This window comes from Pseudomonas sp. BF-B-26 (assembly GCF_019956495.1).
Taxonomy (GTDB): Bacteria; Pseudomonadota; Gammaproteobacteria; order Pseudomonadales; family Pseudomonadaceae; genus Aquipseudomonas.
The window spans coordinates 1-23341 of the sequence record NZ_JAHBDP010000093.1 but is presented as its reverse complement, the minus strand read 5'-3'; the positions used below and the strand labels follow the sequence as shown (position 1 = coordinate 23341).

The window sequence follows — 23341 nt, the reverse complement described above, 5'->3', positions numbered from 1 at the left end:
GGGCATCAAAGGGAGTCACTCCATGCTCAGTCAGCGGCGCGTCTTACAGATGCTCACCTTGTTCCTTTTTCTGGGGCTTGGCGGTTGTGTGTCCTGGTTCAGCGATGATGAACCGGAACCGCAGGTGCATCTGGTCAAGGTCGAAGTGGTCCAGGCCAAATTGATGCAGCAAAAATTCTTGCTGCACTTTCGCGTCGACAACCCCAACGACAGTGACCTGACGGTGCGAGGCATCGAGTACCGCATTCACTTGGGCGACATGTTGCTGACCGAAGGCGAGCACGAACATTGGTTTACGGTCGGCCCCAAACACAGTACCTACTTTAAAGTGCCGATCCGCACCAACCTGTGGCCCAAGGTGCGGGATCTGGTGAAACTGCTGAAAAAACCCGACCAGCCCATTCCCTATCGTCTGGAAGGTGAACTGGAAACCGGTTTATTCATCGCGCACTACGTGCACCTGGCGCGCAATGGCGTGATAATCCCCGCCGATTTAATTCCGGAGCAAAACCGATGACCCAGCAACCCCATGTCCATGGCCCTGACTGCAACCACGATCATGACCATCACGACCACCATGATCACGACCATGGCCATGTCCACGGCCCGAACTGCGGCCACGCCCACCAGGAACCGGTGCGCAACGCCCTGAAAGACGTCGGCCGCAACGACCCTTGCCCCTGCGGCAACGGCAAGAAATTCAAGAAGTGCCACGGCGCTTGATGCTTCGGGCGAAGAACTTCTTCGCCTGTTGAGCCGCCTTCGCGAGCAAGCCCGCTCCCGCAGGGTTTTGCATTGAACACAAACTATGTGAACACCCGAATTCCAATGTGTGCGGGCTTGCTCGCGAATGCGGTCCGTCAGGCACCACCATTCAAGGGCTGTAATACCCGACAGCCACAAGAAAATGCCCGACCTTTTTCAGGTAGGCATGTTTGTCCTCAACCTTGCCGGTCACCGGGTTTTTCCAGCGGTACTCGTATTCGCCATCGTCCTGCCTGGCCATCAGCGCCAGGATCGGCTCCCCAACCGGCTTGCCTTCCGGATCCTTGATCTTGCTGAAATCGGTATTGATCAACCGCAGGTTGGTGCCATGGGCGACATAACGCTGGTTATCCAGGTCGACGACGAAGACGTACAGGTCATCCTGCAAGTAACCGCCCTTGAGGGAGTTGATGGCCGTGAGCGTGCCCTTCTCGTCCTTGGCCAGATCGGCCGCCGCTTTGTTCAGCAACGCCATCGCCTGTTCCGCTGAGGCCCGTGGCAAGTAATAACCGACCGCCAGGATCCGCTGACCGACGCGCTGGTAAAACACATGCTTGCGTTCGACCTTGCCGTCAGACCAGTTCTGCCAGCGATACTCGGCTTGCTGGATGCCATTGCCCTCCGGCACTTTCAAGGCGTCTTTGAAGGCTTTCTGCAAATCCGGCCCGAGCACATCGGACACATCACGGCCAATCAACGCCGAAGACGGCCCGCCGCTGGCGAGCATCACGCCTTTGGTGTCGACCACGAACACGTAACGATCCTTGTCGACAAACTCGCCCTGACGGCTGAAAGCAGCGAAGGCCTTGTCGCCATGGTCGTGGTAGTACGCCAGGGCTTTTTCCAGCAAGGCTTTGGCAGCCTGGCTGTCGTCCTTTTCCGTGCCGGCGGCTTGAACCTGGCCCAGACACAGCAAAAGCATCACGCCCAGCAAGGCCAACCTATGCAAAAACCCCATTGCGCATCCCTCGTTCTTGTTGGTGTTTCAAGAGCGTAGACGGCTTGGGGATATGTATGAATATTCAGGAAAGCACAGAACATGATCATGCAGCCTGCGGGGCGGGGTGAGGTGTGGTGAGGGGATTTATCCCCGTTCGGCGGCGAAGCCGTCGTAATCCATTGGACGCGGTATGGTTGGAAAAACAGGGGCCGCTTCGCAGCCCAACGGGGATAAATCCCCTCGCCACAATCCCCCTCTTCTCACCTCACCTCACCTCACCTCACCTCACCTCGCCAGCTGCTAAAGCAGCTTGGTGTAGCTGGTTGGTTCTTACGGCCTTGCGCGCAGCTGCTGCTGCAGATTCTGGATCTGCGCTTGAAGGGAGTTGATGGTGCGGGTGACCTGGCTACGGAAGGCGTCGAATTCGGCGGTATTGGTCCCGCCCGACGTCGCGGCCGAGCGATTGTCCTGTTGGCTTTTGAGGATAATGACTTCCTGCTCCAGGCGCTCGATGGCGGCGCTCGGGTTGCCTTGTTTCTTCAGGGCAACGATGTCGGAGCCAAGGCTTTTAAGTTGCGCGTCGAATTTGTCGGTGTCCGTCAGGTTGCTTTTCAGCACGGCTACATCGCTGTTCAAGACTTTGACCTGAGCCTGCAATTGAATGGTGGCGGTCTGTTGTTCGCTACCTTGCCCGGTTATCTGCGCCAGGCGCTTATCCAGCTCGGTGGTCTGTGCACTCATCTGCGCCAGGCGCTTGTCCAGATCGGTGGTCTGGCCGACAACGCCCTGCTGTTGTTTGCTTTGATCCTGGAGTTTGCTTTCCAGCTGTTTGATTTGCAGTTTCAAGGCTTCGCTGTCGCTGTTGACGTTGGTCTGACTGGCGACAACCTTGCCGGAAATGTCCTGCAAGCGCCCCGCCGCTTCTTCACTGATACGCGCGAAACTTTCCTGGGTCGCCACCAATTGCTGTTCCATCAGCGAGAGCTGCTGAAAGCTCCACCAGGCCAGGCCTGCAAACGCAAAGAACAAGGCGCCGACCAGCGCCCACAGCGGGCCGGTGCTCGAACTTTTGACTTTGACGACTGGCGTGGTCCGCGAATGCACGGAGGTGCGAGCGGTGGTCGGAAAATCATCGTCGTCGAGGCTGTCGGCACGCAGGCTCGGCAGATCGAAGTCGTCGTTGGCATCGTTACGCATGGACATTGAGTCAACCTTTGTGGAACGCGGTGATGGCTTGATGCGGCGCAGTATAACTCCCCACTGCCGCATCGATTGACCCTCAACCCCGAACTCGGTTCAGTGTGGCGGCGCTAACCCGTGCGTCAGCGGATGTCCTGGGCCTTCCACCAGCCGCAGAATTCATCGAGGGCGGTCCAGAGACTGACTTTGGGATCGTAGTCCAGATAATGCCGGGCGCGGCTGATGTCCAGGGTGAAATTTTTGTTCATCACCTGCATGCCCAGGCGCGACAGGGTCGGCTCGGGACGACCTGGCCACAGTTTGCACACGCCCTCATTGAGCGCCGCCACGGTGTAGGCCAAACCGTAGGAACGGTGGCGCGTGACCTGTGGGACATCCATCTTGCGCATCACATAATTGATCACGTCCCACAATGGCACCGGCGTGCCGTTGCTGATGTTGTAGGCCTTGCCCAACGCCGAACCGCTGGCCAGCAAACTGCTGAGCAATGCTTCATTGAGGTTTTGCACGCTGGTGAAATCAACCTTGTTCAGGCCGTTGCCGATGATCGCGAGCCGTCCTTTGCGCTGCATTTTCAGCAGCCGCGGAAAAATGCTCATGTCGCCAGCCCCCGTCACGAAACGCGGGCGCAGGGCCAGGGTTTCGAGGCCGAACTCCTGAGCGCCGAAAACCTTTTGCTCGGCCAGGTATTTGGTCGCGGCGTAGGGATGCTTGAAGCGCTTGGGCACCTGTTCTTCGGTCAGTCCCAGGTGATCGCGGCCATCAAAGTAGATCGACGGCGACGACAAATGCACCAGTCGCCGAACCCGCTGTTTCAGACAGGCCTCGACCACGTTTTCCGTGACCTGCACGTTGCCTTGATGGAAATCCTGATAACGCCCCCACAAACCGACCGCACCGGCGCAATGCACCACGGCTTCAACGTCTGAGCACAGGTCACGTGCCAGTTCCGGGTCGCTCAAGTCACCCTGGATGAACTCGGCGCCACGGCGCACCAGATGCTCCACACTTTCGGCCCGGCGACCGTTGACCCGCACGTCCAGGCCCTGCTCCAGGGCAAAACGCGCAAAGCGCCCGCCGATGAAGCCGCTTGCGCCGGTAACCAGAATCTTCATGAATTGCTCCGAATATTTCGTTTTGCGTTTTGCATTTTGCGTGAGGTCTTGACGCTGCCCGTCAGTCCAACGGCACCAGCCATTGCTTCGACGAACGCACCAGCTGATCAGTGAGCAGCCCCAGCAACTGACCGCCATTGCGCCAATGATGCCAGTACAGCGGCACATCGATCGGCTTATCGGGCAAAAGCTCTACCAATACGCCACGTTCCAGTTGCTCGCGCACCTGCAGTTCTGGCACCAGGCCCCAACCGAGTCCCGCTTCCGTGAGACGGATGAAGCCTTCGGACGAGGGGCATAGATGGTGTTCGAATCCGCCATCGACGCCAAGGGACGCGAGGTAGCGATGCTGTAGGAAATCATCCGGGCCAAACACCAGCGCGGGCGTTTTCGACAACAGATCGGCGCGCACACCTTCAGGAAAATGCCGGGCGATAAATGCCGGGCTGGCCAACGCACGGTAGCGCATGGCCCCCAGCAAAACGCTGCGTGCGCCGGCCACCGGTCGCTCGCTGGCGCAGATGCACGCGGCCACTTCGCCAGCGCGCATGCGTTTGAGGCCCACCGTCTGGTCTTCGACGACCAGATCCAGCAGCAGGTGTTGCTCGGCGCAGAAATCACTGACGGCTGCGGCCCACCACGTGGCGAGGCTGTCGGCATTCAAGGCGATGCGCAGACGTTCCGGCAGACCTTCTTCATCGAGTGCCGGCACCAGTGTTTGCAGGTCCCGTTCAAGTAAACGCACCTGCTGCACATGGTTGAGCAGCCGTCGGCCGATTTCGGTCGGGGCCGGCGGTGTCACCCGCACCAGCACCGGTTGGCCGACCCGCGCCTCCAATAATTTGATGCGCTGGGAGATCGCCGATTGCGACAAACCCAGCACCTGAGCCGCACGTTCGAACCCGGCCTGCTCGACCACCGCGGCCAAGGCAGAAAGCAATTTGTAGTCGAACATCAGTTTTCCTAATGAGCGATCAGCATGATTGGTTTTTCTTATACAGCCTGACACCGGAGAATGGCCAGCAAGAACTCTTGAACAAGGATCATCGACATGGCTGGCGAAACTTCATTGGCAACCCTGCTGCGCAGCATGAGCCCGCAACTCAATGCCGGCGAATACGTGTTCTGCACCCTGCGCGACGGCAAATTGCCGGCAGGCCTGGAGATCGTCGGCAGTTTCCGCGAACAGGAAGGTCTGACGGTAATTCTGGAACGTTCCCACGCCGAGAAGGCCGGTTTCAGTTTCGATTACGTCGCGGCCTGGATCACCTTGAACGTGCATTCGGCCCTCGAAGCCGTCGGCCTGACCGCCGCGTTTGCCACGGCATTAGGCCAGGCCGGCATCAGTTGCAACGTGATCGCTGGCTATTACCACGACCATTTATTCGTCGGCCAGGCCGATGCTGAACGCGCCCTGCACGTGTTGCGGGATCTGGCGGCCAACGCGGAGTAAAAAATATGTGGCAAAGCTATGTGAACGGCCTGCTCGTGGCCGCGGGGCTGATCATGGCGATCGGTACTCAAAATGCATTCGTGTTGGCTCAGAGCCTGAGACGTGAACATCACCTGCCGGTGGCGGCGCTCTGCGTCACCTGCGATGCATTATTGGTCGCTGCCGGCGTATTCGGCCTGGCGACGGTGCTGGCGCAGAACCCGACGCTTTTAGCGGTTGCCCGTTGGGGTGGCGCCGTATTTCTGATTTGGTATGGCAGCCAGGCACTGCGCCGGGCCTGCTCGAAACAGAGCCTGCAACAAGGTGAAAACCAGACCGTGCGCTCGCTGCGCGCGGTGATGCTCAGTGCTTTGGCCGTAACGCTGCTGAACCCGCACGTTTATCTGGATACCGTGTTGCTGATTGGCTCTCTCGGTGCCCAACAAACCGAGCCCGGCGCTTATGTCGTGGGCGCGGCCAGCGCGTCGTTGCTGTGGTTTTTCACCCTGGCGCTCGGCGCGGCGTGGTTGGCGCCGTGGTTGGCCCGACCGAGTACCTGGAGAATTCTCGACCTGCTCGTGGCAGTAATGATGTTCACAGTGGCGGCCCAACTAATCACCAGCGCCTGATTTATTCCAAAAGGCTCTGGAACCTCTATCCCACACAGTTGTTGCGTGGTTATGCCGCACCCCCGGTGCTATGATCCGGTCCGATGCGCCGCAAAGAGTACAAACTCCCCGGCGCTTGTCTGGCCGCCCGTGATCGGCCTTGCGCTCACCGCAACTGACCTGATTAGGAGAATCATCATGGCTTTCGAATTGCCGCCGCTGCCTTACGCACACGATGCCCTGCAGCCGCACATTTCCAAGGAAACTCTGGAATACCACCACGACAAGCACCACAACACCTATGTCGTGAACCTGAACAACCTGGTGCCAGGCACCGAGTTCGAAGGCAAGACTCTGGAAGAAATCGTCAAATCTTCCTCGGGCGGCATCTTCAACAACGCCGCTCAGGTCTGGAACCACACTTTCTACTGGAACTGCCTGGCGCCAAACGCCGGCGGTCAACCAACCGGCGCACTGGCTGAAGCTATCAACGCAGCCTTCGGTTCGTTCGACAAGTTCAAGGAAGAATTCAGCAAGACTTCCATCGGCACCTTCGGTTCCGGTTGGGGCTGGCTGGTGAAAAAGGCTGACGGTTCCCTGGCCCTGGCCAGCACCATCGGCGCCGGCAACCCGCTGACCAACGGCGACACCCCGCTGCTGACCTGCGACGTCTGGGAACACGCTTACTACATCGACTACCGCAACCTTCGTCCAAAATACGTCGAAGCGTTCTGGAACCTGGTCAACTGGAAATTCGTGGCTGAGCAGTTCGAAGGCAAAACCTTCACCGCTTAAGATCGACGCCAGTCAAAAAAAACCCGGCTTTTGCCGGGTTTTTTATGGGCGAGGAAAAGTCTTGGGCCGGCAGTTGGACTGCCTTCGCGAGCAGGCTCCCACACAGGGATTTCAGCCAGGCTGCAAAATCTGTGTTGTGCTCACGACCGTCGCATACTCGCCATGCAAATTCCCTAGCGACATCGCATGCACTTCCTCGGCTGTACGGGCTTTACCAAAGTAGTCAGCCTTGTCGAAGGTAAAACACGCATCCTCCACGACCCACGTTTCAAACCCCAGATTCCCGGCCGTTCGCGCCGTGGATTCCACTGAGTTGTTGGTCGCTACGCCGACAATGACCAACTGATCGATCCCCGCCGTTCGCAAACTTTTCTCAAGCCCCGTCGCACAAAACGCATCCGGCACCTGCTTTTGAACAAGCTGCTCATCGGTCTGTGGCTGAAACCGTTCCTGAAATTCCACCCCCGACTGCGCCGGCCAGAACACCGATTCCGGCGACCGGGACAAGTGCTGCACATGAATCACCGGTCGCCCGGTTCGACGCCAATGCCCTAGCAAATCGAGGATTCGCTGCTCGGCCTGAAGATTATTTCGGCGACCGAGTTTGGGATGCAGGATGCCTTTTTGTTGATCGATGATGATCAGCGCCGCGTTTGTTTTGAGCTCCATGCCGGTTTTTCTCATGCGGGGTCATTGAATTTCCCGCACTTCAGCATCACCTGTTCCTACAGGCAAGCTATCGAACGCAAACAGGACGACCTGATGCCGGCGTTTGCTGTCCGCAAGTAACGACATCTTTTGATTTGGAGTACTCCATGATCGACCTGTATTACTGGACCACCCCCAACGGCCACAAAATCTCGATATTCCTGGAAGAAGCCGGCCTGCCCTACAACGTGCACCCGATCAACATCAGCCAGAACGACCAGTTCAAACCCGATTTCCTGAAAATCTCCCCGAACAACAAAATTCCGGCCATCGTCGATCCCGAACCGGCCGATGGCGGTGAGCCGTTGGCACTGTTCGAGTCCGGGGCGATTTTGTTGTACCTGGCAGAGAAAACCGGCAAGTTTTTGCCCAAAGACCTGCGCGGTCGCCAACAAGCGCTGCAATGGTTGTTCTGGCAGATGGGCGGCCTGGGGCCGATGGCCGGGCAGAATCATCACTTCAGCCAATTCGCGCCGGAGAAAATCCCCTACGCAATCAAGCGCTACATCGACGAAACCGCCCGCCTCTACGGGGTACTCGACAAGCAGTTGGCCGATAAAGACTTCGTCGCCGGCAGCGAATACAGCATTGCCGACATGGCGATCTACCCGTGGATCGTTTCCCACAAGTGGCAGAGTCAGAACCTGGAAGACTTCCCCAACGTGCTGCGCTGGTACAACCACATCCAGAGCCGTCCGGCGACGGTGAAGGCGTATGCGCTGGTGGCCAAGGTCAATCCGCCTAAATCCTGAAAAACGACGCACTTTCCTTGTGATGCTTTCAATGTGGCGAGGGGACTTGTCCCCGTTGGGTCGCGAAGCGCCCCCGGCATTCTTTCAGACAAACCACATTGAAAGTTGACGACTGCTACGCAGCCGAACGGGGACAAGTCCCCTCGCCACAGGGATGCATTGCCCAAGAAATTGTATTTATCGGACAAATCTTGAAATAACCCTATACCCCCGCTTGCGCGGGCACCTCCTGCTCACTAACGTAGCGCCTTTAATGACGCTACCCCCCCGCAGGAGCTTTGCCATGGCCTCGCCAGCCCTTACACATTTTCTTCCCCGGTTCGGCGTTGCCGCAGCAGTGGCCGGTGTTTTGAGCCTGACCGGTTGTCAGACCTGGAACACCCAGGACACCCTCCCGCCGACCACCGGCGTGCAGCCGCTCAAGGGCCTGGCGCAGAACGTTTCGGTACGCCGCAATGCCATGGGCATGCCGTTGATCGAAAGCAACACCTTCCACGACGCGCTGTTCACCCTGGGTTACGTCCACGCCACCGACCGCATCACGCAAATGGTCACCCTGCGCCTGTTGGCTCAGGGCCGTTTGTCAGAGATGTCCGGTTCGGACCTGCTCGACGCTGACCGATATATGCGCGCCGTCAATCTGAAGAAAAGCGCCGACGAGCTGTACAAGGCATCTTCGCCGCGCCTCAAACGCTTCTTCGAAGTCTATGCCCGCGGCGTCAACGCCTACCTGTTCCGCTATCGCGACAAACTGCCGGCGGACCTCGCAGCCACCGGCTACAAGCCTGAATACTGGAAGCCGGAAGACTCGGCGCTGATTTTCTGCCTGCTGAACTTCAGCCAGTCGGCCAACCTGCCGGAAGAGATTGCCTCGCTGATGCTGGCCCAGACCGTCAGCACCGACAAACTCCCGTGGCTGACCCCGTCCGCTCCCGATGAAAAACTGCCGCTGGCCGAAGCTGAAAAACTTCAGGGCATCAAGCTCAACGGGCAAGTCCCGGGCCTGGCCGAGATCAGCAAAGCCACGAGCCAACTCTCCGATCTGAATCTGCTGGGCGCCACCTCGTCGAACAACTGGGCGATCGGCCCGCAACGCAGCCGCAGCGGCAAAAGCCTGCTGGCCAGCGACAACCATGGCCCAATGGGCGTGCCATCGTTGTTCAGCTACGTGCAGATTCGCACGCCGAAGTACCAGGCTTCTGGTGTGACGATTGCCGGTTTGCCGATGGTGCTCGGCGGTTTCAACGGCAAAGTGGCCTGGAGCATGACCGCAGTCATGGGCGACAACCAGGATCTGTTCCTGGAAAAAATCAAACGCCAGGGCAATGGTCTTTCCTACGAGGTGGGTGGCAAATGGCAGCCGGCGATCGTGCGCAACGAAACTTACTTCGTCAAAGGCCAGCGGCCGATTCGCGAAGTGGTGTACGAAACCCGTCATGGCCCGCTGCTCAACAGTGCCCAAGGCACGACGCTGGCTAATGGTTTCGGCCTGGCCTTGCAGACGCCGAACTTCACCGATGACAAGAGCCTGGACGCGTTTTTCGACCTGTCCCGCGCCCAGACCGTCGAGAAAGCCTCGGACGCCAGCCGCGAAATCCGCGCGATCGCGCTGAACCTGGTATTTGCCGACGCCAGCAACATCGGCTGGCAAGTCACCGGTCGCTTCCCGAACCGTCGCGAAGGCGAAGGCCTGCTGCCGTCGCCGGGCTGGGAAGGTCGTTACGATTGGGATGGTTACGCCGACCCGATGCTCCACCCCTATGACCAGGATCCAGCCCAAGGCTGGCTCGGCACCGCCAACCAGCGAGTCATTCCGCATGGCTACGGCATGCAGTTGTCCAATTCCTGGTCGGCACCGGAGCGTGGCGAACGCCTGGCCGAACTGGCAGGCGTGGGCAAACACGACACGCGCAGCCTGATCGCCATGCAATACGACCAGACCACCACTTTCGCTGCCAAGCTGAAGAAGATGTTCGAAGCACCGGGCATGGCCAAGCCACTCAAGCAGGCCATTGAAGCGTTGCCTGAGGCGGATCGTGGCAAGGCTCGCGAGGCGTATACCCGCCTGATGGCCTTCGACGGCAAACTCAGCCCGACCTCCGCCGATGCCGCTATTTACGAGTTGTTCCTGCAGCAAAGCACCCAGCAAATCTTCCTCGACGAACTGGGCCCGCAAAGCAGCCCGGCGTGGAAAGCCTTTATCGCCAACGGCAAGTTGTCCTATGCGGCCCAGGCTGATCACCTGTTGGGGCGTGAGGACAGTCCGTTCTGGGATGACGCTCGCACGCCGCAGAAAGAAGATAAACCGGCGATCCTCGCCCGCAGTCTGGCGGCAGCGATCAGCGCGGGCGACAACCAGTTGGGCGGCGATCGCAAAGCCTGGCAATGGGGCAAACTGCACCGCTACGAGTGGAAAAACGCCAGCGGCCAGACGGTGCGCGGTCCACTGGCAGCCGGTGGCGACCACACCACGCTGAATACCGCAGCATTCGCCTGGGGGCAGGATTTCAACACCACCCTGGCGCCAGCCATGCGCTTTATCGTCGACTTCGGCCAGGCGGAACCGCTGATGGGGCAAAACGGTACGGGGCAATCCGGTAATCCGGCGAGCCCGAACTACCTCGACAGCATTGATCCGTGGCTGAAGGGGCAATACATGAGTTTGCCGATGCAGCCGCAGAACTTTGACAAGGTGTATGGCAGCAAGCGGTTGACTCTAACCCCTGGCAAGTAAGGTCACCATCGGCCCAATGTGGGAGCGGGCTTGCTCGCGAAGGTGGTGTGTCAGTTGACGATAATATTGACTGACACACCGCCTTCGCGAGCAAGCCCGCTCCCACATGGGTATATCAATTGCCGATGAAAAATAAATAGAACTTCTCGTCTCGCGCAAACCTCATAGCTAACAAGTACCTCGATTTTGGTAACAACATGGATCTTGTTATCGCGCGTCCTGAAGGTTTGTACTGCCCGGCCGGGGATTTCTATATCGACCCGTGGCGGCCGGTCGAACGTTCAGTCATCACCCACGCTCACGGCGACCATGCCCGCATCGGCAACCGGCATTATCTGGCGGCCGCTCCCGGCGAAGGGATTTTGCGTGCGCGACTGGGTCAAGACATCAACCTGCAAACCCTGCCCTACGGTCAACCCCTGACCCACAATGGCGTCACCCTGAGTTTTCACCCCGCCGGGCATGTCCTCGGCTCAGCACAGGTGCGCCTGGAATATCGCGGCGAAGTCTGGGTCGCCTCGGGCGACTACAAAATCGAACCCGACGGCACCTGTGCGCCGTTCGAACCCGTGCGCTGCGATACCTTCATCACTGAATCGACCTTCGGCCTGCCGATTTATCGCTGGCAACCCCAGGCGCATGTCTTTGCCGAGATCAATCAGTGGTGGCAAGCCAACGCCGCCACCGACAAAACCAGCGTGTTGTTCTGTTACGCCTTCGGCAAGGCGCAGCGAATTCTCCACGGCATTGACGCCAGCCTCGGCCCCATTCTGGTGCATGGCGCGGTGGAGCCGCTCAATCAGGTTTATCGCGAAGGTGGCATTTATTTACCGCCCACGATCTATGCCGGCGAAGTACAAAAAAGCGACCCCATGATGCGCAAGGCGCTGGTCCTCGCCCCGCCTTCGGCTGGCGGCAGCACCTGGATGCGGCGCTTCGGCGACTACAGCGATGGTTTCGCCAGCGGCTGGATGCGTTTGCGTGGCACACGGCGGCGACGTGGCGTGGATCGTGGCTTTGTACTGTCTGACCACGCCGACTGGCCGGGCTTGCTCTGGGCCATCGAACAGACCGGTGCTGAGCGGGTGATAGTGACCCACGGCTCGGTCGGGGTACTGGTGCGCCATCTGCGCGAACAGGGTCTCGATGCCATGAGTTTCAGCACCGAGTACGGCGACGATGAGCAAGAAAACGCAGCCGTCGAACCCGAGAGCGCCGAGGTGCTGCCATGAAGGCGTTCGCCGATTTGTATGCCGAACTCGATGCCACGACGTCGAGCAACGCCAAACTGGTGGCGATGCAACGCTACTTCGCCGAGGCAGCGCCGGAAGATGCCGCATGGGCTGTTTATTTTTTGTCCGGCGGGCGACCTCGGCAACTGGTGCCCGTGCGCATCCTGCGAGAGTTGGCGGTTGAGATCTCCGGCCTCGCGCCGTGGCTGTTCGAAGAGAGTTATCAGGCGGTCGGCGATTTGGCGGAAACCATTTCGCTGGTGCTGCCCGAAGCGCTTCACAGTTCCAACGAAGGATTAGCGGTCTGGATTGAACGCAAACTGCTGCCGCTGCGCGGTGAAACCCCGCAAGTCCTCGCCGAGCGACTGCCGGCCTTGTGGTCGCAACTGGACCGCCAGAGCCTGATGCTCTGCATCAAATTGATCACCGGCAGCTTCCGTGTTGGCGTCTCCAAGTTACTGGTGACCCGCGCCCTGGCGGCCATGGCCGGGCTCGACAGCAAACGCGTCGCCCAGCGTCTGGTGGGTTACACCGACCTGTCCAACCGCCCGAACGCGTGCGGTTATTTGAAGTTGATCGCCGCCGAATCGGCTGACGAACATGCCCAACGGGGCGGTCAGCCCTACCCGTTTTTCCTCGCTCACGCGTTATCTCAACCCGTTGAACAATTCGAAGCCCTGCTCGGCCCGGCCAGCCATTGGCAAGTGGAATGGAAGTGGGATGGCATTCGCGCCCAGGTGGTCAAACGCGACGGGCGACTGTGGATCTGGTCGCGAGGTGAAGAACTGGTCACCGAGCGCTTCCCCGAACTCGATAGCCTGGTTCACTGCTTGCCCGACGGTACGGTGATCGACGGTGAAATCGTCGCCTGGAAAACCGGACAACCCACCACCGAGGACGCCTTCAACCCTCATTCCCCGGCTGCACCTGCAGTAAAGCCATTCGCGCTGCTGCAACAGCGGATCGGTCGTAAAACCCTGGACAAAAAAATCCTCGAAGAAGTGCCGGTGGTGATCCTCGCCTACGACCTGCTGGAATGGCAGGGTGAAGACTGGCGCAACCAGCCTCAGTCCGAGCGTCGCACTCAACTGGAGCATGTCGTCGCCAGCGGCAACAACCCGGTGTTACTCGCCTCACCGGTACTCACTGGCGAAGACTGGTTCGACCTCGCCCGACAACGGCAAGCCTCCCGCAAGCTCGGTGTCGAAGGCATGATGCTTAAGGCCCGGGATGCGCTCTATGGCGTCGGACGGACCAAGGACATGGGCGTCTGGTGGAAATGGAAAGTCGACCCGTTCAGCGTCGATGCGGTGCTGATTTATGCGCAACGCGGCCATGGTCGCCGCGCCAGTCTCTACAGCGATTACACCTTCGCCGTATGGGACGGACCGCCTGACGCGAGCAAACGCGCACTGGTGCCGTTCGCCAAAGCCTATTCAGGGCTGACCGACGAAGAAATGCGCCAGGTCGACATCATCGTGCGCAAGACCACCGTAGAGAAATTCGGGCCGGTGAGCAGCGTGACGCCGAGCCTGGTGTTTGAACTGGGATTTGAGGGCATCGCCCTGTCCAGGCGCCACAAGAGCGGGATTGCAGTGCGGTTTCCGAGGATGCTGCGCTGGCGGCAGGATAAGTCGGTTGAGGAAGCTGACAATCTGGCGACGCTTCAGGATCTGCTCGGCTAAACCGATCCCCTGTGGGAGCGGGCTGGCTCCGGGCGGCGTTCCGACGAAAGCGGTATGTCAGGCACATTCATATCGACTGACACTCCCTCTTCGCGAGCAAGCCCGCTCCCACATGGATTTGTGCCATTCCGAACCAAGTTGGTGCAGCTGTTTCCAGGCGCCCGTTTTCGTGCACAAATCCCTCCTTGCCATTTCTTGAATCACCTTTTAAAACACTTGTTCGGGACTCTGGTTCGGAAATTGCTACTTTCATAGGGTCTTACGCTTTCCAGTAACAATAATTCTGCGCCACAAGCGCTCATATTGGTTTTTAGGGATTGAATAATGAAAAAAGCATTGCTGACCCTTTCTGCACTGGCGTTGTGCATGGCAGCCGGTTCCGCGCTGGCCAAGGAATACAAGGAATTGCGTTTTGGCGTTGATCCTTCCTACGCGCCGTTTGAGTCAAAAGCGGCTGACGGTAGCCTGGTAGGCTTCGACATCGATCTGGGCAACGCGATCTGCGCCGAGCTGAAGGTCAAGTGCAAATGGGTCGAAAGCGATTTCGACGGCATGATTCCGGGCCTGAAAGCCAATAAATTCGACGGCGTGATCTCTTCGATGACCGTCACCCCGGCCCGCGAAAAAGTCATCGATTTCTCCAGCGAGCTGTTCTCCGGCCCAACCGCTTACGTGTCCAAGAAAGGTTCTGGCATAACCGCAGACGTCGCTTCGCTCAAGGGCAAAACCGTCGGCTACGAACAAGGCACCATCCAGGAAGCCTATGCCAAAGCCATTCTGGACAAGGCGGGCGTGAAAACCCAGGCCTACGCCAACCAGGATCAGGTGTATTCCGACCTGACTTCCGGTCGTCTCGACGCCGGCATCCAGGACATGCTGCAGGCCGAACTGGGCTTTTTGAAGTCGCCACAAGGTGCCAATTACGAAGTCAGCAAGCCGGTCGACAACGAATTGCTGCCAGCCAAAACAGCTGTCGGTATCTCGAAAGGTAACAAAGACCTCAAGGCACTTCTTGATAAAGGTATCAAAGCGTTACACGACGACGGCACCTACGCCACCATTCAGAAGAAACACTTTGGCGATCTGAATCTGTACAGCGGCAAATAATGCCCGGCGCCCATCTCGCGATGGGCGCTTTTTTTATCCGATCAGGTTGCTGATTTATGTTCGAAAACCTCTTACAAAACCTGGGGCTCTCCGCCTTCAGCCTCAAGGGCTTCGGTCCGTTGCTGATGGAAGGCACCTGGATGACCATCAAATTATCGGCGCTGTCGCTGCTGGTAGCCGTGTTGCTCGGCCTGCTCGGCGCCAGTGCAAAACTGTCAAAAGTCAAACTGGTGCGCGTACCGGCGCAGGTCTACACCACGCTGATTCGCGGTGTGCCGGACCTGGTGCTGATGCTGTTGATCTTCTACAGCCTGCAAACCTGGCTGACGTCGTTTACCGACTTCATGGAATGGGAATACATCGAGATCAACCCGTTCAGCGCCGGGGTCATCACCCTGGGCTTTATTTATGGCGCGTACTTCACCGAAACCTTTCGTGGCGCGATTCTCGCGGTCCCACGGGGCCAGGTCGAAGCGGCAACCGCGTATGGCCTCAAGCGCGGCCAGCGTTTCTGGATCGTAGTGTTCCCGCAGATGATGCGTTTTGCCCTGCCGGGTATCGGTAACAACTGGATGGTGATGCTCAAGGCCACCGCACTGGTCTCGATCATCGGCCTCGCCGACCTGGTCAAGGCTGCGCAGGATGCCGGCAAAAGCACTTATCAACTGTTCTACTTCCTGGTGCTTGCAGCGCTGATTTACCTGCTGATCACCAGCGCCTCCAACTTCGTGCTGCGCTGGCTCGAACGTCGTTACGCCGCCGGTTCCCGGGAGGCCGTACGATGATCGAACTCCTGCAGGAATACTGGAAACCCTTCCTTTATAGCGACGGCAACAACATCACCGGCCTGGCCATGACCCTGTGGCTGCTCAGCGCGTCGATCTTCATCGGCTTCCTGGTGTCGATTCCGCTGTCCATCGCCCGGGTTTCACCACACTTCTACGTCCGCTGGCCGGTGCAGTTCTACACCTACCTGTTCCGCGGTACGCCGTTGTATATCCAGCTGCTGATTTGCTACACCGGCATCTACAGCCTGGCCGCCGTGCGCGCCCAACCGGTGCTGGATGCGTTCTTTCGCGATGCGATGAACTGCACGATCCTGGCCTTCGCCCTGAACACCTGCGCCTACACCACGGAGATTTTCGCCGGGGCGATTCGCAGCATGGCGCATGGTGAAGTCGAAGCGGCCAAGGCTTACGGTCTGACAGGCTGGAAGCTTTATGCCTACGTGATCATGCCTTCGGCCCTTCGTCGTTCGTTGCCTTATTACAGCAACGAAGTGATTTTGATGCTGCACTCAACCACCGTGGCCTTCACCGCGACCATCCCGGACATCTTGAAAGTCGCGCGGGACGCCAACTCGGCGACCTTCCTGACCTTCCAGTCGTTCGGCATCGCCGCGCTGATCTACCTGACCGTTACCTTTGCGCTGGTCGGCCTGTTCCGCCTCGCCGAACGCCGATGGCTGGCCTTCCTCGGGCCGACCCACTAGGACCCGCTTTAGGGATAAAGAGACATGCGCCACCAGATTCATGAGCTGCTGGCCCCGCTGCCGGGGACCGCGCGACAGATTCACAGCTTTCACTTCGGCCCCTCATCGGCCAAAGGCAAGATTTACATCCAGTCATCCCTGCATGCCGACGAAATGCCCGGCATGCTGGTTGCCTGGCACCTCAAGCAGCGTCTGGCGGAACTCGAAGCCGCCGGCCGTTTGCGCAGCGAAATCGTGCTGGTGCCGGTGGCCAATCCGGCCGGCCTCGAACAAGTGCTGATGGATGTGCCGCTGGGCCGTTACGACCTCGAAAGCGGGCAGAACTTCAATCGCTGGTTCGTCGACTTGAGCGAAGCCGTTGGCAACGAGATCGAAGGCCTGCTCGGCGACGATCCGCAGCACAACCTCGAACTGATTCGCAGCAGCCTGCGCAATGCCCTCGCCCAACAGACGGCCAGCACGCAACTGCAATCCCAGCGCCTGGCTCTGCAACGGCTGGCCTGCGATGCCGACATGGTGCTGGACCTGCATTGCGATTTCGAAGCGGTCACCCACCTTTACACCACGCCCGAGGCCTGGCCGCAGGTCGAGCCATTGGCGCGGTACATCGGCGCCGAAGCCAGCCTACTGGCGACCGACTCCGGCGGTCAGTCGTTCGATGAATGCTTCACCCTGCTCTGGTGGCAGTTGAAGGAACGCTTCGGCGAACACTTTGATATTCCGCTGGGCAGTTTTTCGGTCACCGTCGAATTGCGCGGCCAGGGTGACGTCAATCACCCGCTGGCCAGCCTTGATTGCCAGGCGCTGATCAATTACCTGACTCACTTCGGCGCCATTGCCGGCGAACCGGCGTCGCTGCCTGAACTGCCCTATCCGGCTACGCCGCTGGCCGGTGTTGAACCGGTAACGACACCGGTCGGCGGGCTGCTGGTGTTTACCGCGCTACCAGGGGAATACCTCGAAGCCGGGCAACTGATTGCTGAAATCATCGACCCGATCCTTGACCGCGTCACCCCCGTTCATTGCACCGTCGCCGGGTTGATGTACGCCCGCTCGCTACGGCGCATGGCCACTGCCGGCATGGTGATCGCCCACATTGCGGGCACCGAAGCCTATCGCAGCGGCTACCTACTTTCGCCTTGAGGATGCATGCCCCATGTACAAACTGACCATTGAAGGCCTGCATAAAAGCTATGGCGAACATGAAGTACTCAAAGGCGTTTCGCTCAAGGCCAACACCGGCGACGTCATCAGCCTGATCGGCGCCAGCGGCTCGGGCAAAAGTACCTTCCTGCGTTGCATCAACTTTCTCGAACAGCCCAACGACGGCGCCATGAGCCTGGACGGCAAGAATATCCGCATGATCAAGGATCGCCACGGCATGCACGTGGCCGATGCCAATGAACTGCAACGGATCCGCACCCGCCTGGCCATGGTGTTCCAACACTTCAACCTGTGGAGCCACATGACGGTGCTGGAAAACATCACCATGGCCCCGCGTCGGGTGCTGGGGTGCAGCAAGCAGGAAGCCGAAGACCGTGCCCGACGCTATCTCGACAAGGTCGGCCTGGCCTCGCGCGTAGCGGATCAATACCCGGCGTTTCTTTCCGGCGGTCAACAGCAACGCGTGGCGATTGCCCGGGCACTCGCCATGGAGCCAGAAGTGATGCTGTTCGACGAACCCACCTCGGCCCTCGATCCCGAACTGGTGGGTGAGGTGCTCAGGGTGATCCAGGGTCTGGCCGAGGAAGGCCGAACCATGATCATGGTGACCCACGAAATGAGCTTCGCCCGTAAGGTCTCGAATCAGGTGTTGTTCCTGCACCAGGGATTGGTGGAGGAAGAAGGTGCACCGGAGGACGTGTTGGGCAATCCGAAGAGTGAGCGGTTGAAGCAGTTCCTGAGCGGCAACCTCAAGTAACCCTAAAACCCTGTAGGAGCAAAGCTTGCTCGCGATGAACGAGAACTCGGTCGTTAATGGACCGCGTCGCATTCATCGTGAGCAAGCTTTGCTCCTACGTGCGTTTTGGTATCAGGCTACAGGCGCGGGAGGCGGCTCATCCGGCAAGGTAGGCTCACCGGGCTCGGTGGGTTGTTCGTTGGGGGTATCGGGATCAGGCTGACCGGGGATGCCCCCTGCCATGTTGATAGGTGGATGTGCCAACAAGGACCAGGCCAAAACGCCAACCTGATTGGGCTCAAGCCTTGCCAGTTCGGCACTTATTCGCGGATCGATCTTCATAGGGCACTCCTGAGCGATGGCCCGTCCGCGTTGCGCGAACCGGGCAGTACACCCAATAGAGTGTCTACCCGCTCAAGAATTCCCACGACTTCCCGGACGAACGGATCAGGTGCGTGGCAGGGTGACGCCGCGCTGGCCCTGATATTTGCCGCCACGGTCCTTGTAGGACACTTCGCACTCTTCGTCGGATTCAAGGAACAGCATCTGTGCCACGCCTTCGTTCGCGTAGATTTTCGCCGGCAGATTGGTGGTGTTGGAGAACTCCAGGGTCACATGACCCTCCCACTCAGGCTCAAGCGGCGTGACGTTGACGATAATACCGCAGCGCGCATAGGTGCTTTTACCCAAGCAAATGGTCAATACATTACGCGGAATGCGGAAATATTCGACGGTGCTGGCCAGGGCGAAGGAGTTCGGTGGAATGATGCACACGTCGCTGTGGATATCGACGAAGCTGCCGGCATCGAAGTTTTTCGGGTCGACGATTGCCGAATTGATGTTGGTGAACACCTTGAAATGATTTGTGCAACGCACATCGTAGCCATAGCTCGACACGCCGTAGGAGATCACACGGCTATCGTCGCTGCCGCGCACCTGGCGCTCTACGAAGGGCTCGATCATGCCGTGCTCTTGCGCCATGCGGCGAATCCACTTGTCCGATTTGATGCTCATGGCGGGTGTCCTGAATAGCGAGGTGGAAAAAATCTGTCCGGCATCTTACCGGGCGCGCGCTTCGGGTTCAAAGTCCGGGTCACAAATCTTGGCGATCCCCCGTAATTTCCGGCCCTTGGGGGAAAACCAGCGGACCGTCAGTCATGAAAACAGAGAAACCTTCACCGCAAGCATTGGCACGTTCCTGAAAAAGGGTTAAGGTGGCGCCACTGTGCTGCTTGTGTCACTGAGAATCTCTACACGATATGTTGAATTTCGATCCAACCATCTACAAGAATTTTTCCTGCTCTTTGCACTCAGTCTCGGCCAGGGTTCTTCCTGAGTCGCAGTTATCTTTGTTCAAGGAGTTACACCATGTCTAATCGCCAAACTGGTACCGTTAAGTGGTTCAACGATGAAAAAGGCTTCGGCTTCATCACTCCACAATCCGGTGACGACCTGTTCGTTCACTTCAAAGCTATCCAATCCGACGGCTTCAAAAGCCTGAAAGAAGGCCAACAGGTTTCTTTCATCGCTACCCGCGGTCAGAAAGGCATGCAAGCTGAAGAAGTTCAAGTTATCTAACTTGTACTTGCTTTAGTAAAAAGCCCCGCCCTCAAAAGCGGGGCTTTTTTGTGCCTGTCTGTTTTGCAGGCAAAAAAAATCGCAGCCCATGGCTGCGATTTTTTGCGTCTTACCAGGCCACACCAAACCCGGCGGTGTACCGAGTCTTGTCCAGATCAGCATCATCGGTGCCGCTGATGATGTCTCGTTCGGCCTTCAGGTTAAGCGATGCCCATTCGGTCACTTTGTAGCGCAAGCCCATTTCAGCATCGAGCGCGTAATCCGCTACGCCCGACAACGGCTTGCCCACTTCGCCATTGGTGAAGAATTCCACCTTCTTGCCGATCAGGTAGCGGTTGTAATCCCACTTCATTGCCACGGAATAGAAGTTTTCCTTGCTGCCGTCAGCGAACTCATAGTCCGTGCGGTTGACCAGCGACCCCAGCGAGAACGCGCCCAGCTCGTCGTCCCAGAATTGGTAACCGGGGCCGGTACCGACGGTGCGCTGACGAGAGAGCTCTTCGACCTTGTCGCGCTTATAGACTGCGCGGCCCTGCCAGAACCACTTCTCGGTCAGGAAGCGGTCGAGCGAGTATTCGCCCCGCCAGTTGTCGGTAGTGACCACATCATCCTGAAATTCGCGGTTGTACTCGCCTTCTGCGGTGTGTCGCCATCTGCCATGACGCGCAGTGGTCTTGAAGTCGATATCGTAATCGTCGGTGTCTTTTTCGGCCCGCTGATAATCCAGCGCTGCATCGACATTACCCTTCCACACCAAATCCTCGATGACAGGCTTTGGCTTGAGAATCTGCTGAATGCTGGCCAGCTCCACAGTCTTGGGAGCGTCGCCGTTGGCCAGGGTGACCTTGCCGTCTTCTGCCGCATGCAGCGCCTTGGCCTTTTCACCGGTGTAGGCGTCCTGCTTGACCAGCAACTGCTGATCGCTTTCCAGGGTTTTGACCTGCTTCCAGTCGATCGGGACGGCACCGGCGTATTCGGTCTGGATCAACAGCTTGCCGCCATCGAAAACGGTGATCTTGCCGCTCAGCTTGTCACCGTTCTTCAACCAGACGGTATCGGCGAGCAAGGGCGTGGAGGCACTGACGACAGCAAGGCACAGCAGGGTTCTGGACAACATAAGCAAATACAGGCTCAAGTTTGCGAAAAAAAGTCGGCATTACCCATACGAATAAGACCCTAGCAAGGACTGACCCGACTATTTCTAATGAGTTCATTTCTCAATAGCTGATCCAGGATTTACTCTACAGACGGTAATGCGAACTTTTTTTCAGGAACTGCCGACGTGACCGACTCCAGCACTGAAACCGATAGTCCGGCGCAAATCCGACGCACGGCGCTGTACCTGACTCTGGCGCAGGTCCCAGAGGGCAAAGTCGTGAGTTACGGTCAGCTCGCCGAGTTGGCGGGACTGGGTCGCGCCGCCCGCTTCGTCGGGCGGACACTGAGCCAACTGCCGGGCGACAGCAAATTACCCTGGCACCGCGTGCTCGGCGCCGGCGGGCGTATCAGCCTGCCTGCAGGCAGCCCTTCGGGGGATGAACAACGCGCGCGTTTGCGCATGGAGGGCATCAGTATCCTGAACAATCGTGTTGATATTCAGCGCCATGGCTGGCGCCCGGTAGAGCACAGCGGTTAGAGTGCGCGCTTTGTTTCCGTATTTCTTGAGGCAGACTCCAGCCCATGCCCCGTAAAACCTGGCGCGCCGCGCTCGCCGCCTATGCCAGCCCCTCGACGCTTGTACTGCTGCTGCTTGGTTTCGCCGCCGGCCTGCCCTACATGCTGGTGTTTTCGACACTTTCGGTCTGGCTGCGCGAAGCTGGCGTAGCGCGCGAAACCATTGGCTATGCAAGCCTGATAGGCCTGGCCTACGCCTTTAAATGGGTCTGGTCACCGCTGCTCGACCAATGGCGCCTGCCATTGCTCGGCAAGCTCGGTCGCCGACGTTCCTGGCTGGTGCTCTCCCAGGCACTGGTCATTCTCGGCCTGATCGGGATGGGTTTCTGCGACCCGCAAAAGCATTTGTCCTGGCTGATCGCCATTGCCGTGGTCGTTGCTTTCGCCTCGGCGACGCAAGACATCGCGGTCGACGCCTATCGCCTGGAAATCGCCGACGACACCCGCCAGGCCGCGCTCGCCGCCAGTTACATGTCTGGTTATCGGATCGCCGCGCTGCTGGCCACCGCCGGCGCCCTGTTCTTCGCTGAAGGCTTCGGCTCCACCGGTTTCAACTATAAGCATTCGGCATGGGCCGGCACCTACATCCTGTTCGGCGCCTTGATGGTTCCAGCGCTGCTGACCTCCTTTTTCATGCGGGAACCGCCAGTGCCGCTACGCACGCAGCTTCAGGCCGGGCGCTACAGCTTTGTGCATCAACTGGCATCGGTGTTTGTGCTGATCGTGCTGCTGGTTTCCGTGCCGGCCATGTTCACTCAGTTGTACAACACCGATTTCGCCAGCGTACTGTTCGAAGGCGTGAGCGTGCTCGACCTGCTGCTCGAAGACCGCGCGTTCCTGCGGGCGATCCTCTACACCACCCTCACCGCTATATGCCTGTCGGCCATTGGCCGCCGCGGCCTGGCGCCGGTGCTGACGCCGATCAACGACTTTATTCTGCGCTACCGTTGGCAAGCGTTCCTGCTGCTTGGGCTGATCGCCACCTATCGGATGTCCGACACGGTCATGGGCGTGATGGCTAACGTGTTCTACATCGACCAGGGCTTCACCAAGGATCAGATTGCCAGCGTCAGCAAGATCTTTGGCCTGATCATGACCCTGGTCGGCGCCGGCATGGGTGGCCTGCTGATTGTGCGCTTCGGCATCTTGCCGATTCTGCTCATCGGCGGCATTGCATCAGCCGGCACCAACCTGCTGTTCCTGATGCTCGCCGACATGGGCGCCAACCTGAACATGCTGATCCTCACTATTTCCCTGGATAACTTCAGTTCGGGCCTGGCGACCTCGGCGTTTGTCGCCTACCTGTCGAGCCTGACCAACTTGAAGTTCTCGGCGACCCAGTACGCCCTGCTCAGCTCGATCATGCTTTTGCTGCCACGCCTGATCGGCGGCTACTCCGGGGTCATGGTGGAGAAATTCGGTTATCACAATTTCTTCCTGATCACTGCCCTGCTGGGCGTTCCGACGCTGCTGTTGATCGCGCTGCACTGGTTCCAGGAAAGCCGCCGCGAAGGCCCGACGCCAACGTCGACACCCGAACCGGTTCCGACCCAGGTCGCGGAAGAATCGTAGGTTCTTCAGCAGGAAGCAGCGCAGAGGGCGGGGGGATTCCCGCCCTCTGCGC

General features: G+C 58.8%; 25 protein-coding genes. 17 read left to right on the top strand and 8 right to left on the bottom strand.

Annotation, left to right across the window (positions count from 1 at the left end; translation table 11 throughout):
- The first annotated feature begins 22 nt into the window (after positions 1-22).
- Together KGB03_RS21500 and KGB03_RS21495 are read left to right on the top strand one after the other, a co-directional pair.
- The gene (locus tag KGB03_RS21500) at positions 23-517 is read left to right on the top strand and encodes an LEA type 2 family protein (protein WP_192406481.1); all 495 of its coding nucleotides are present in this window, start codon (positions 23-25) and stop codon (positions 515-517) included.
- Entirely contained in the window at positions 514-723 is a 210-nt protein-coding gene (locus KGB03_RS21495; protein ID WP_007906737.1) for an SEC-C metal-binding domain-containing protein, read from the top strand. The genes KGB03_RS21500 and KGB03_RS21495 overlap by 4 nt, the downstream gene beginning before the upstream one ends.
- Before the next feature lie 151 nt (positions 724-874).
- Here the strand turns inward: KGB03_RS21495 and KGB03_RS21490 are convergent, their stop codons facing one another.
- The 4 genes from KGB03_RS21490 to KGB03_RS21475 form a co-directional block, all read right to left on the bottom strand.
- Entirely contained in the window at positions 875-1723 is an 849-nt protein-coding gene (locus KGB03_RS21490) for a cache domain-containing protein (protein ID WP_111451960.1), read from the bottom strand.
- A 312-nt stretch (positions 1724-2035) separates the two neighbouring features.
- A complete protein-coding gene (locus KGB03_RS21485; protein ID WP_223528826.1) occupies positions 2036-2908 on the bottom strand; it encodes an ATPase in 873 nt (290 codons plus the stop codon).
- A 119-nt stretch (positions 2909-3027) separates the two neighbouring features.
- The gene (locus KGB03_RS21480; protein ID WP_218536326.1) at positions 3028-4020 is read right to left on the bottom strand and encodes an NAD-dependent epimerase/dehydratase family protein; all 993 of its coding nucleotides are present in this window, start codon (positions 4018-4020) and stop codon (positions 3028-3030) included.
- A gap of 61 nt (positions 4021-4081) precedes the next feature.
- Positions 4082-4975, bottom strand: coding sequence for a LysR family transcriptional regulator ArgP (locus KGB03_RS21475; protein WP_076028448.1), 894 nt, complete (start codon positions 4973-4975; stop codon positions 4082-4084).
- Positions 4976-5071: 96 nt separating this feature from the next.
- Here KGB03_RS21475 and KGB03_RS21470 point away from each other — a divergent pair, with 96 nt between their 5' ends.
- The 3 genes from KGB03_RS21470 to KGB03_RS21460 all read left to right on the top strand — a co-directional run bounded on the left by KGB03_RS21470 (position 5072) and on the right by KGB03_RS21460 (position 6855).
- Complete coding sequence (locus KGB03_RS21470; protein WP_008156081.1) at positions 5072-5473, top strand: ACT domain-containing protein; 402 nt, start codon at positions 5072-5074, stop codon at positions 5471-5473.
- Between the two features lie 5 nt (positions 5474-5478).
- The gene (locus tag KGB03_RS21465) at positions 5479-6081 is read left to right on the top strand and encodes a LysE/ArgO family amino acid transporter (protein ID WP_218536325.1); all 603 of its coding nucleotides are present in this window, start codon (positions 5479-5481) and stop codon (positions 6079-6081) included.
- A gap of 177 nt (positions 6082-6258) precedes the next feature.
- Positions 6259-6855 carry a superoxide dismutase gene (locus KGB03_RS21460; RefSeq protein ID WP_008156084.1) on the top strand — a complete coding sequence of 199 codons (597 nt, stop codon included), beginning with the start codon at positions 6259-6261 and terminating at the stop codon, positions 6853-6855.
- A gap of 111 nt (positions 6856-6966) precedes the next feature.
- Here KGB03_RS21460 and KGB03_RS21455 read toward each other — a convergent pair whose 3' ends face one another.
- The gene (locus tag KGB03_RS21455) at positions 6967-7524 is read right to left on the bottom strand and encodes a cysteine hydrolase family protein (protein ID WP_218536526.1); all 558 of its coding nucleotides are present in this window, start codon (positions 7522-7524) and stop codon (positions 6967-6969) included.
- Between the two features lie 146 nt (positions 7525-7670).
- Here KGB03_RS21455 and KGB03_RS21450 point away from each other — a divergent pair, with 146 nt between their 5' ends.
- The 9 genes from KGB03_RS21450 (at position 7671) to KGB03_RS21410 (ending at position 18486) form a co-directional block, all read left to right on the top strand.
- Positions 7671-8315, top strand: a complete 645-nt coding sequence (locus tag KGB03_RS21450) for a glutathione S-transferase N-terminal domain-containing protein (protein ID WP_218536324.1) — start codon at positions 7671-7673, stop codon at positions 8313-8315.
- 283 nt (positions 8316-8598) lie between these two features.
- Complete coding sequence (locus tag KGB03_RS21445) at positions 8599-11049, top strand: penicillin acylase family protein (protein WP_223528823.1); 2451 nt, start codon at positions 8599-8601, stop codon at positions 11047-11049.
- Between the two features lie 197 nt (positions 11050-11246).
- On the top strand, positions 11247-12281 hold the full coding sequence (locus KGB03_RS21440) for a ligase-associated DNA damage response exonuclease (RefSeq protein ID WP_223528820.1): 1035 nt from the start codon (positions 11247-11249) through the stop codon (positions 12279-12281).
- A complete protein-coding gene (locus KGB03_RS21435) occupies positions 12278-13966 on the top strand; it encodes an ATP-dependent DNA ligase (protein WP_223528817.1) in 1689 nt (562 codons plus the stop codon). The genes KGB03_RS21440 and KGB03_RS21435 overlap by 4 nt, the downstream gene beginning before the upstream one ends.
- Before the next feature lie 324 nt (positions 13967-14290).
- On the top strand, positions 14291-15073 hold the full coding sequence (locus KGB03_RS21430; RefSeq protein ID WP_218536320.1) for a transporter substrate-binding domain-containing protein: 783 nt from the start codon (positions 14291-14293) through the stop codon (positions 15071-15073).
- 56 nt (positions 15074-15129) lie between these two features.
- Complete coding sequence (locus tag KGB03_RS21425; protein ID WP_111450966.1) at positions 15130-15858, top strand: ABC transporter permease; 729 nt, start codon at positions 15130-15132, stop codon at positions 15856-15858.
- Positions 15855-16565, top strand: a complete 711-nt coding sequence (locus KGB03_RS21420) for an ABC transporter permease (RefSeq protein ID WP_140892483.1) — start codon at positions 15855-15857, stop codon at positions 16563-16565. Before KGB03_RS21425 ends, KGB03_RS21420 begins: the two co-directional genes overlap by 4 nt.
- A 24-nt stretch (positions 16566-16589) precedes the next feature.
- On the top strand, positions 16590-17708 hold the full coding sequence (locus tag KGB03_RS21415; protein WP_223528814.1) for a succinylglutamate desuccinylase/aspartoacylase family protein: 1119 nt from the start codon (positions 16590-16592) through the stop codon (positions 17706-17708).
- A gap of 13 nt (positions 17709-17721) precedes the next feature.
- The gene (locus KGB03_RS21410; RefSeq protein ID WP_111450968.1) at positions 17722-18486 is read left to right on the top strand and encodes an ABC transporter ATP-binding protein; all 765 of its coding nucleotides are present in this window, start codon (positions 17722-17724) and stop codon (positions 18484-18486) included.
- Positions 18487-18597: 111 nt separating this feature from the next.
- Here the strand turns inward: KGB03_RS21410 and KGB03_RS21405 are convergent, their stop codons facing one another.
- Positions 18598-18807, bottom strand: coding sequence for a hypothetical protein (locus KGB03_RS21405; RefSeq protein WP_008153934.1), 210 nt, complete (start codon positions 18805-18807; stop codon positions 18598-18600).
- Between the two features lie 105 nt (positions 18808-18912).
- Positions 18913-19479, bottom strand: coding sequence for a dCTP deaminase (gene dcd / locus KGB03_RS21400; protein WP_007904652.1), 567 nt, complete (start codon positions 19477-19479; stop codon positions 18913-18915).
- A 354-nt stretch (positions 19480-19833) separates the two neighbouring features.
- Between dcd and KGB03_RS21395 the strand changes: the two genes are divergently transcribed.
- Positions 19834-20043: a cold-shock protein gene (locus tag KGB03_RS21395; RefSeq protein WP_002554837.1), complete on the top strand. Its 210-nt coding sequence runs from the start codon at positions 19834-19836 to the stop codon at positions 20041-20043.
- 109 nt (positions 20044-20152) lie between these two features.
- Here the strand turns inward: KGB03_RS21395 and KGB03_RS21390 are convergent, their stop codons facing one another.
- On the bottom strand, positions 20153-21160 hold the full coding sequence (locus KGB03_RS21390; protein WP_223528811.1) for a DUF481 domain-containing protein: 1008 nt from the start codon (positions 21158-21160) through the stop codon (positions 20153-20155).
- A 165-nt stretch (positions 21161-21325) separates the two neighbouring features.
- On the opposite strand from KGB03_RS21390, the gene KGB03_RS21385 reads away from it, so the two are divergent.
- Complete coding sequence (locus KGB03_RS21385) at positions 21326-21679, top strand: MGMT family protein (protein WP_192406467.1); 354 nt, start codon at positions 21326-21328, stop codon at positions 21677-21679.
- A 44-nt stretch (positions 21680-21723) separates the two neighbouring features.
- Positions 21724-23289, top strand: a complete 1566-nt coding sequence (locus tag KGB03_RS21380) for an AmpG family muropeptide MFS transporter (protein WP_223528808.1) — start codon at positions 21724-21726, stop codon at positions 23287-23289.
- Positions 23290-23341 lie beyond the last annotated feature (52 nt).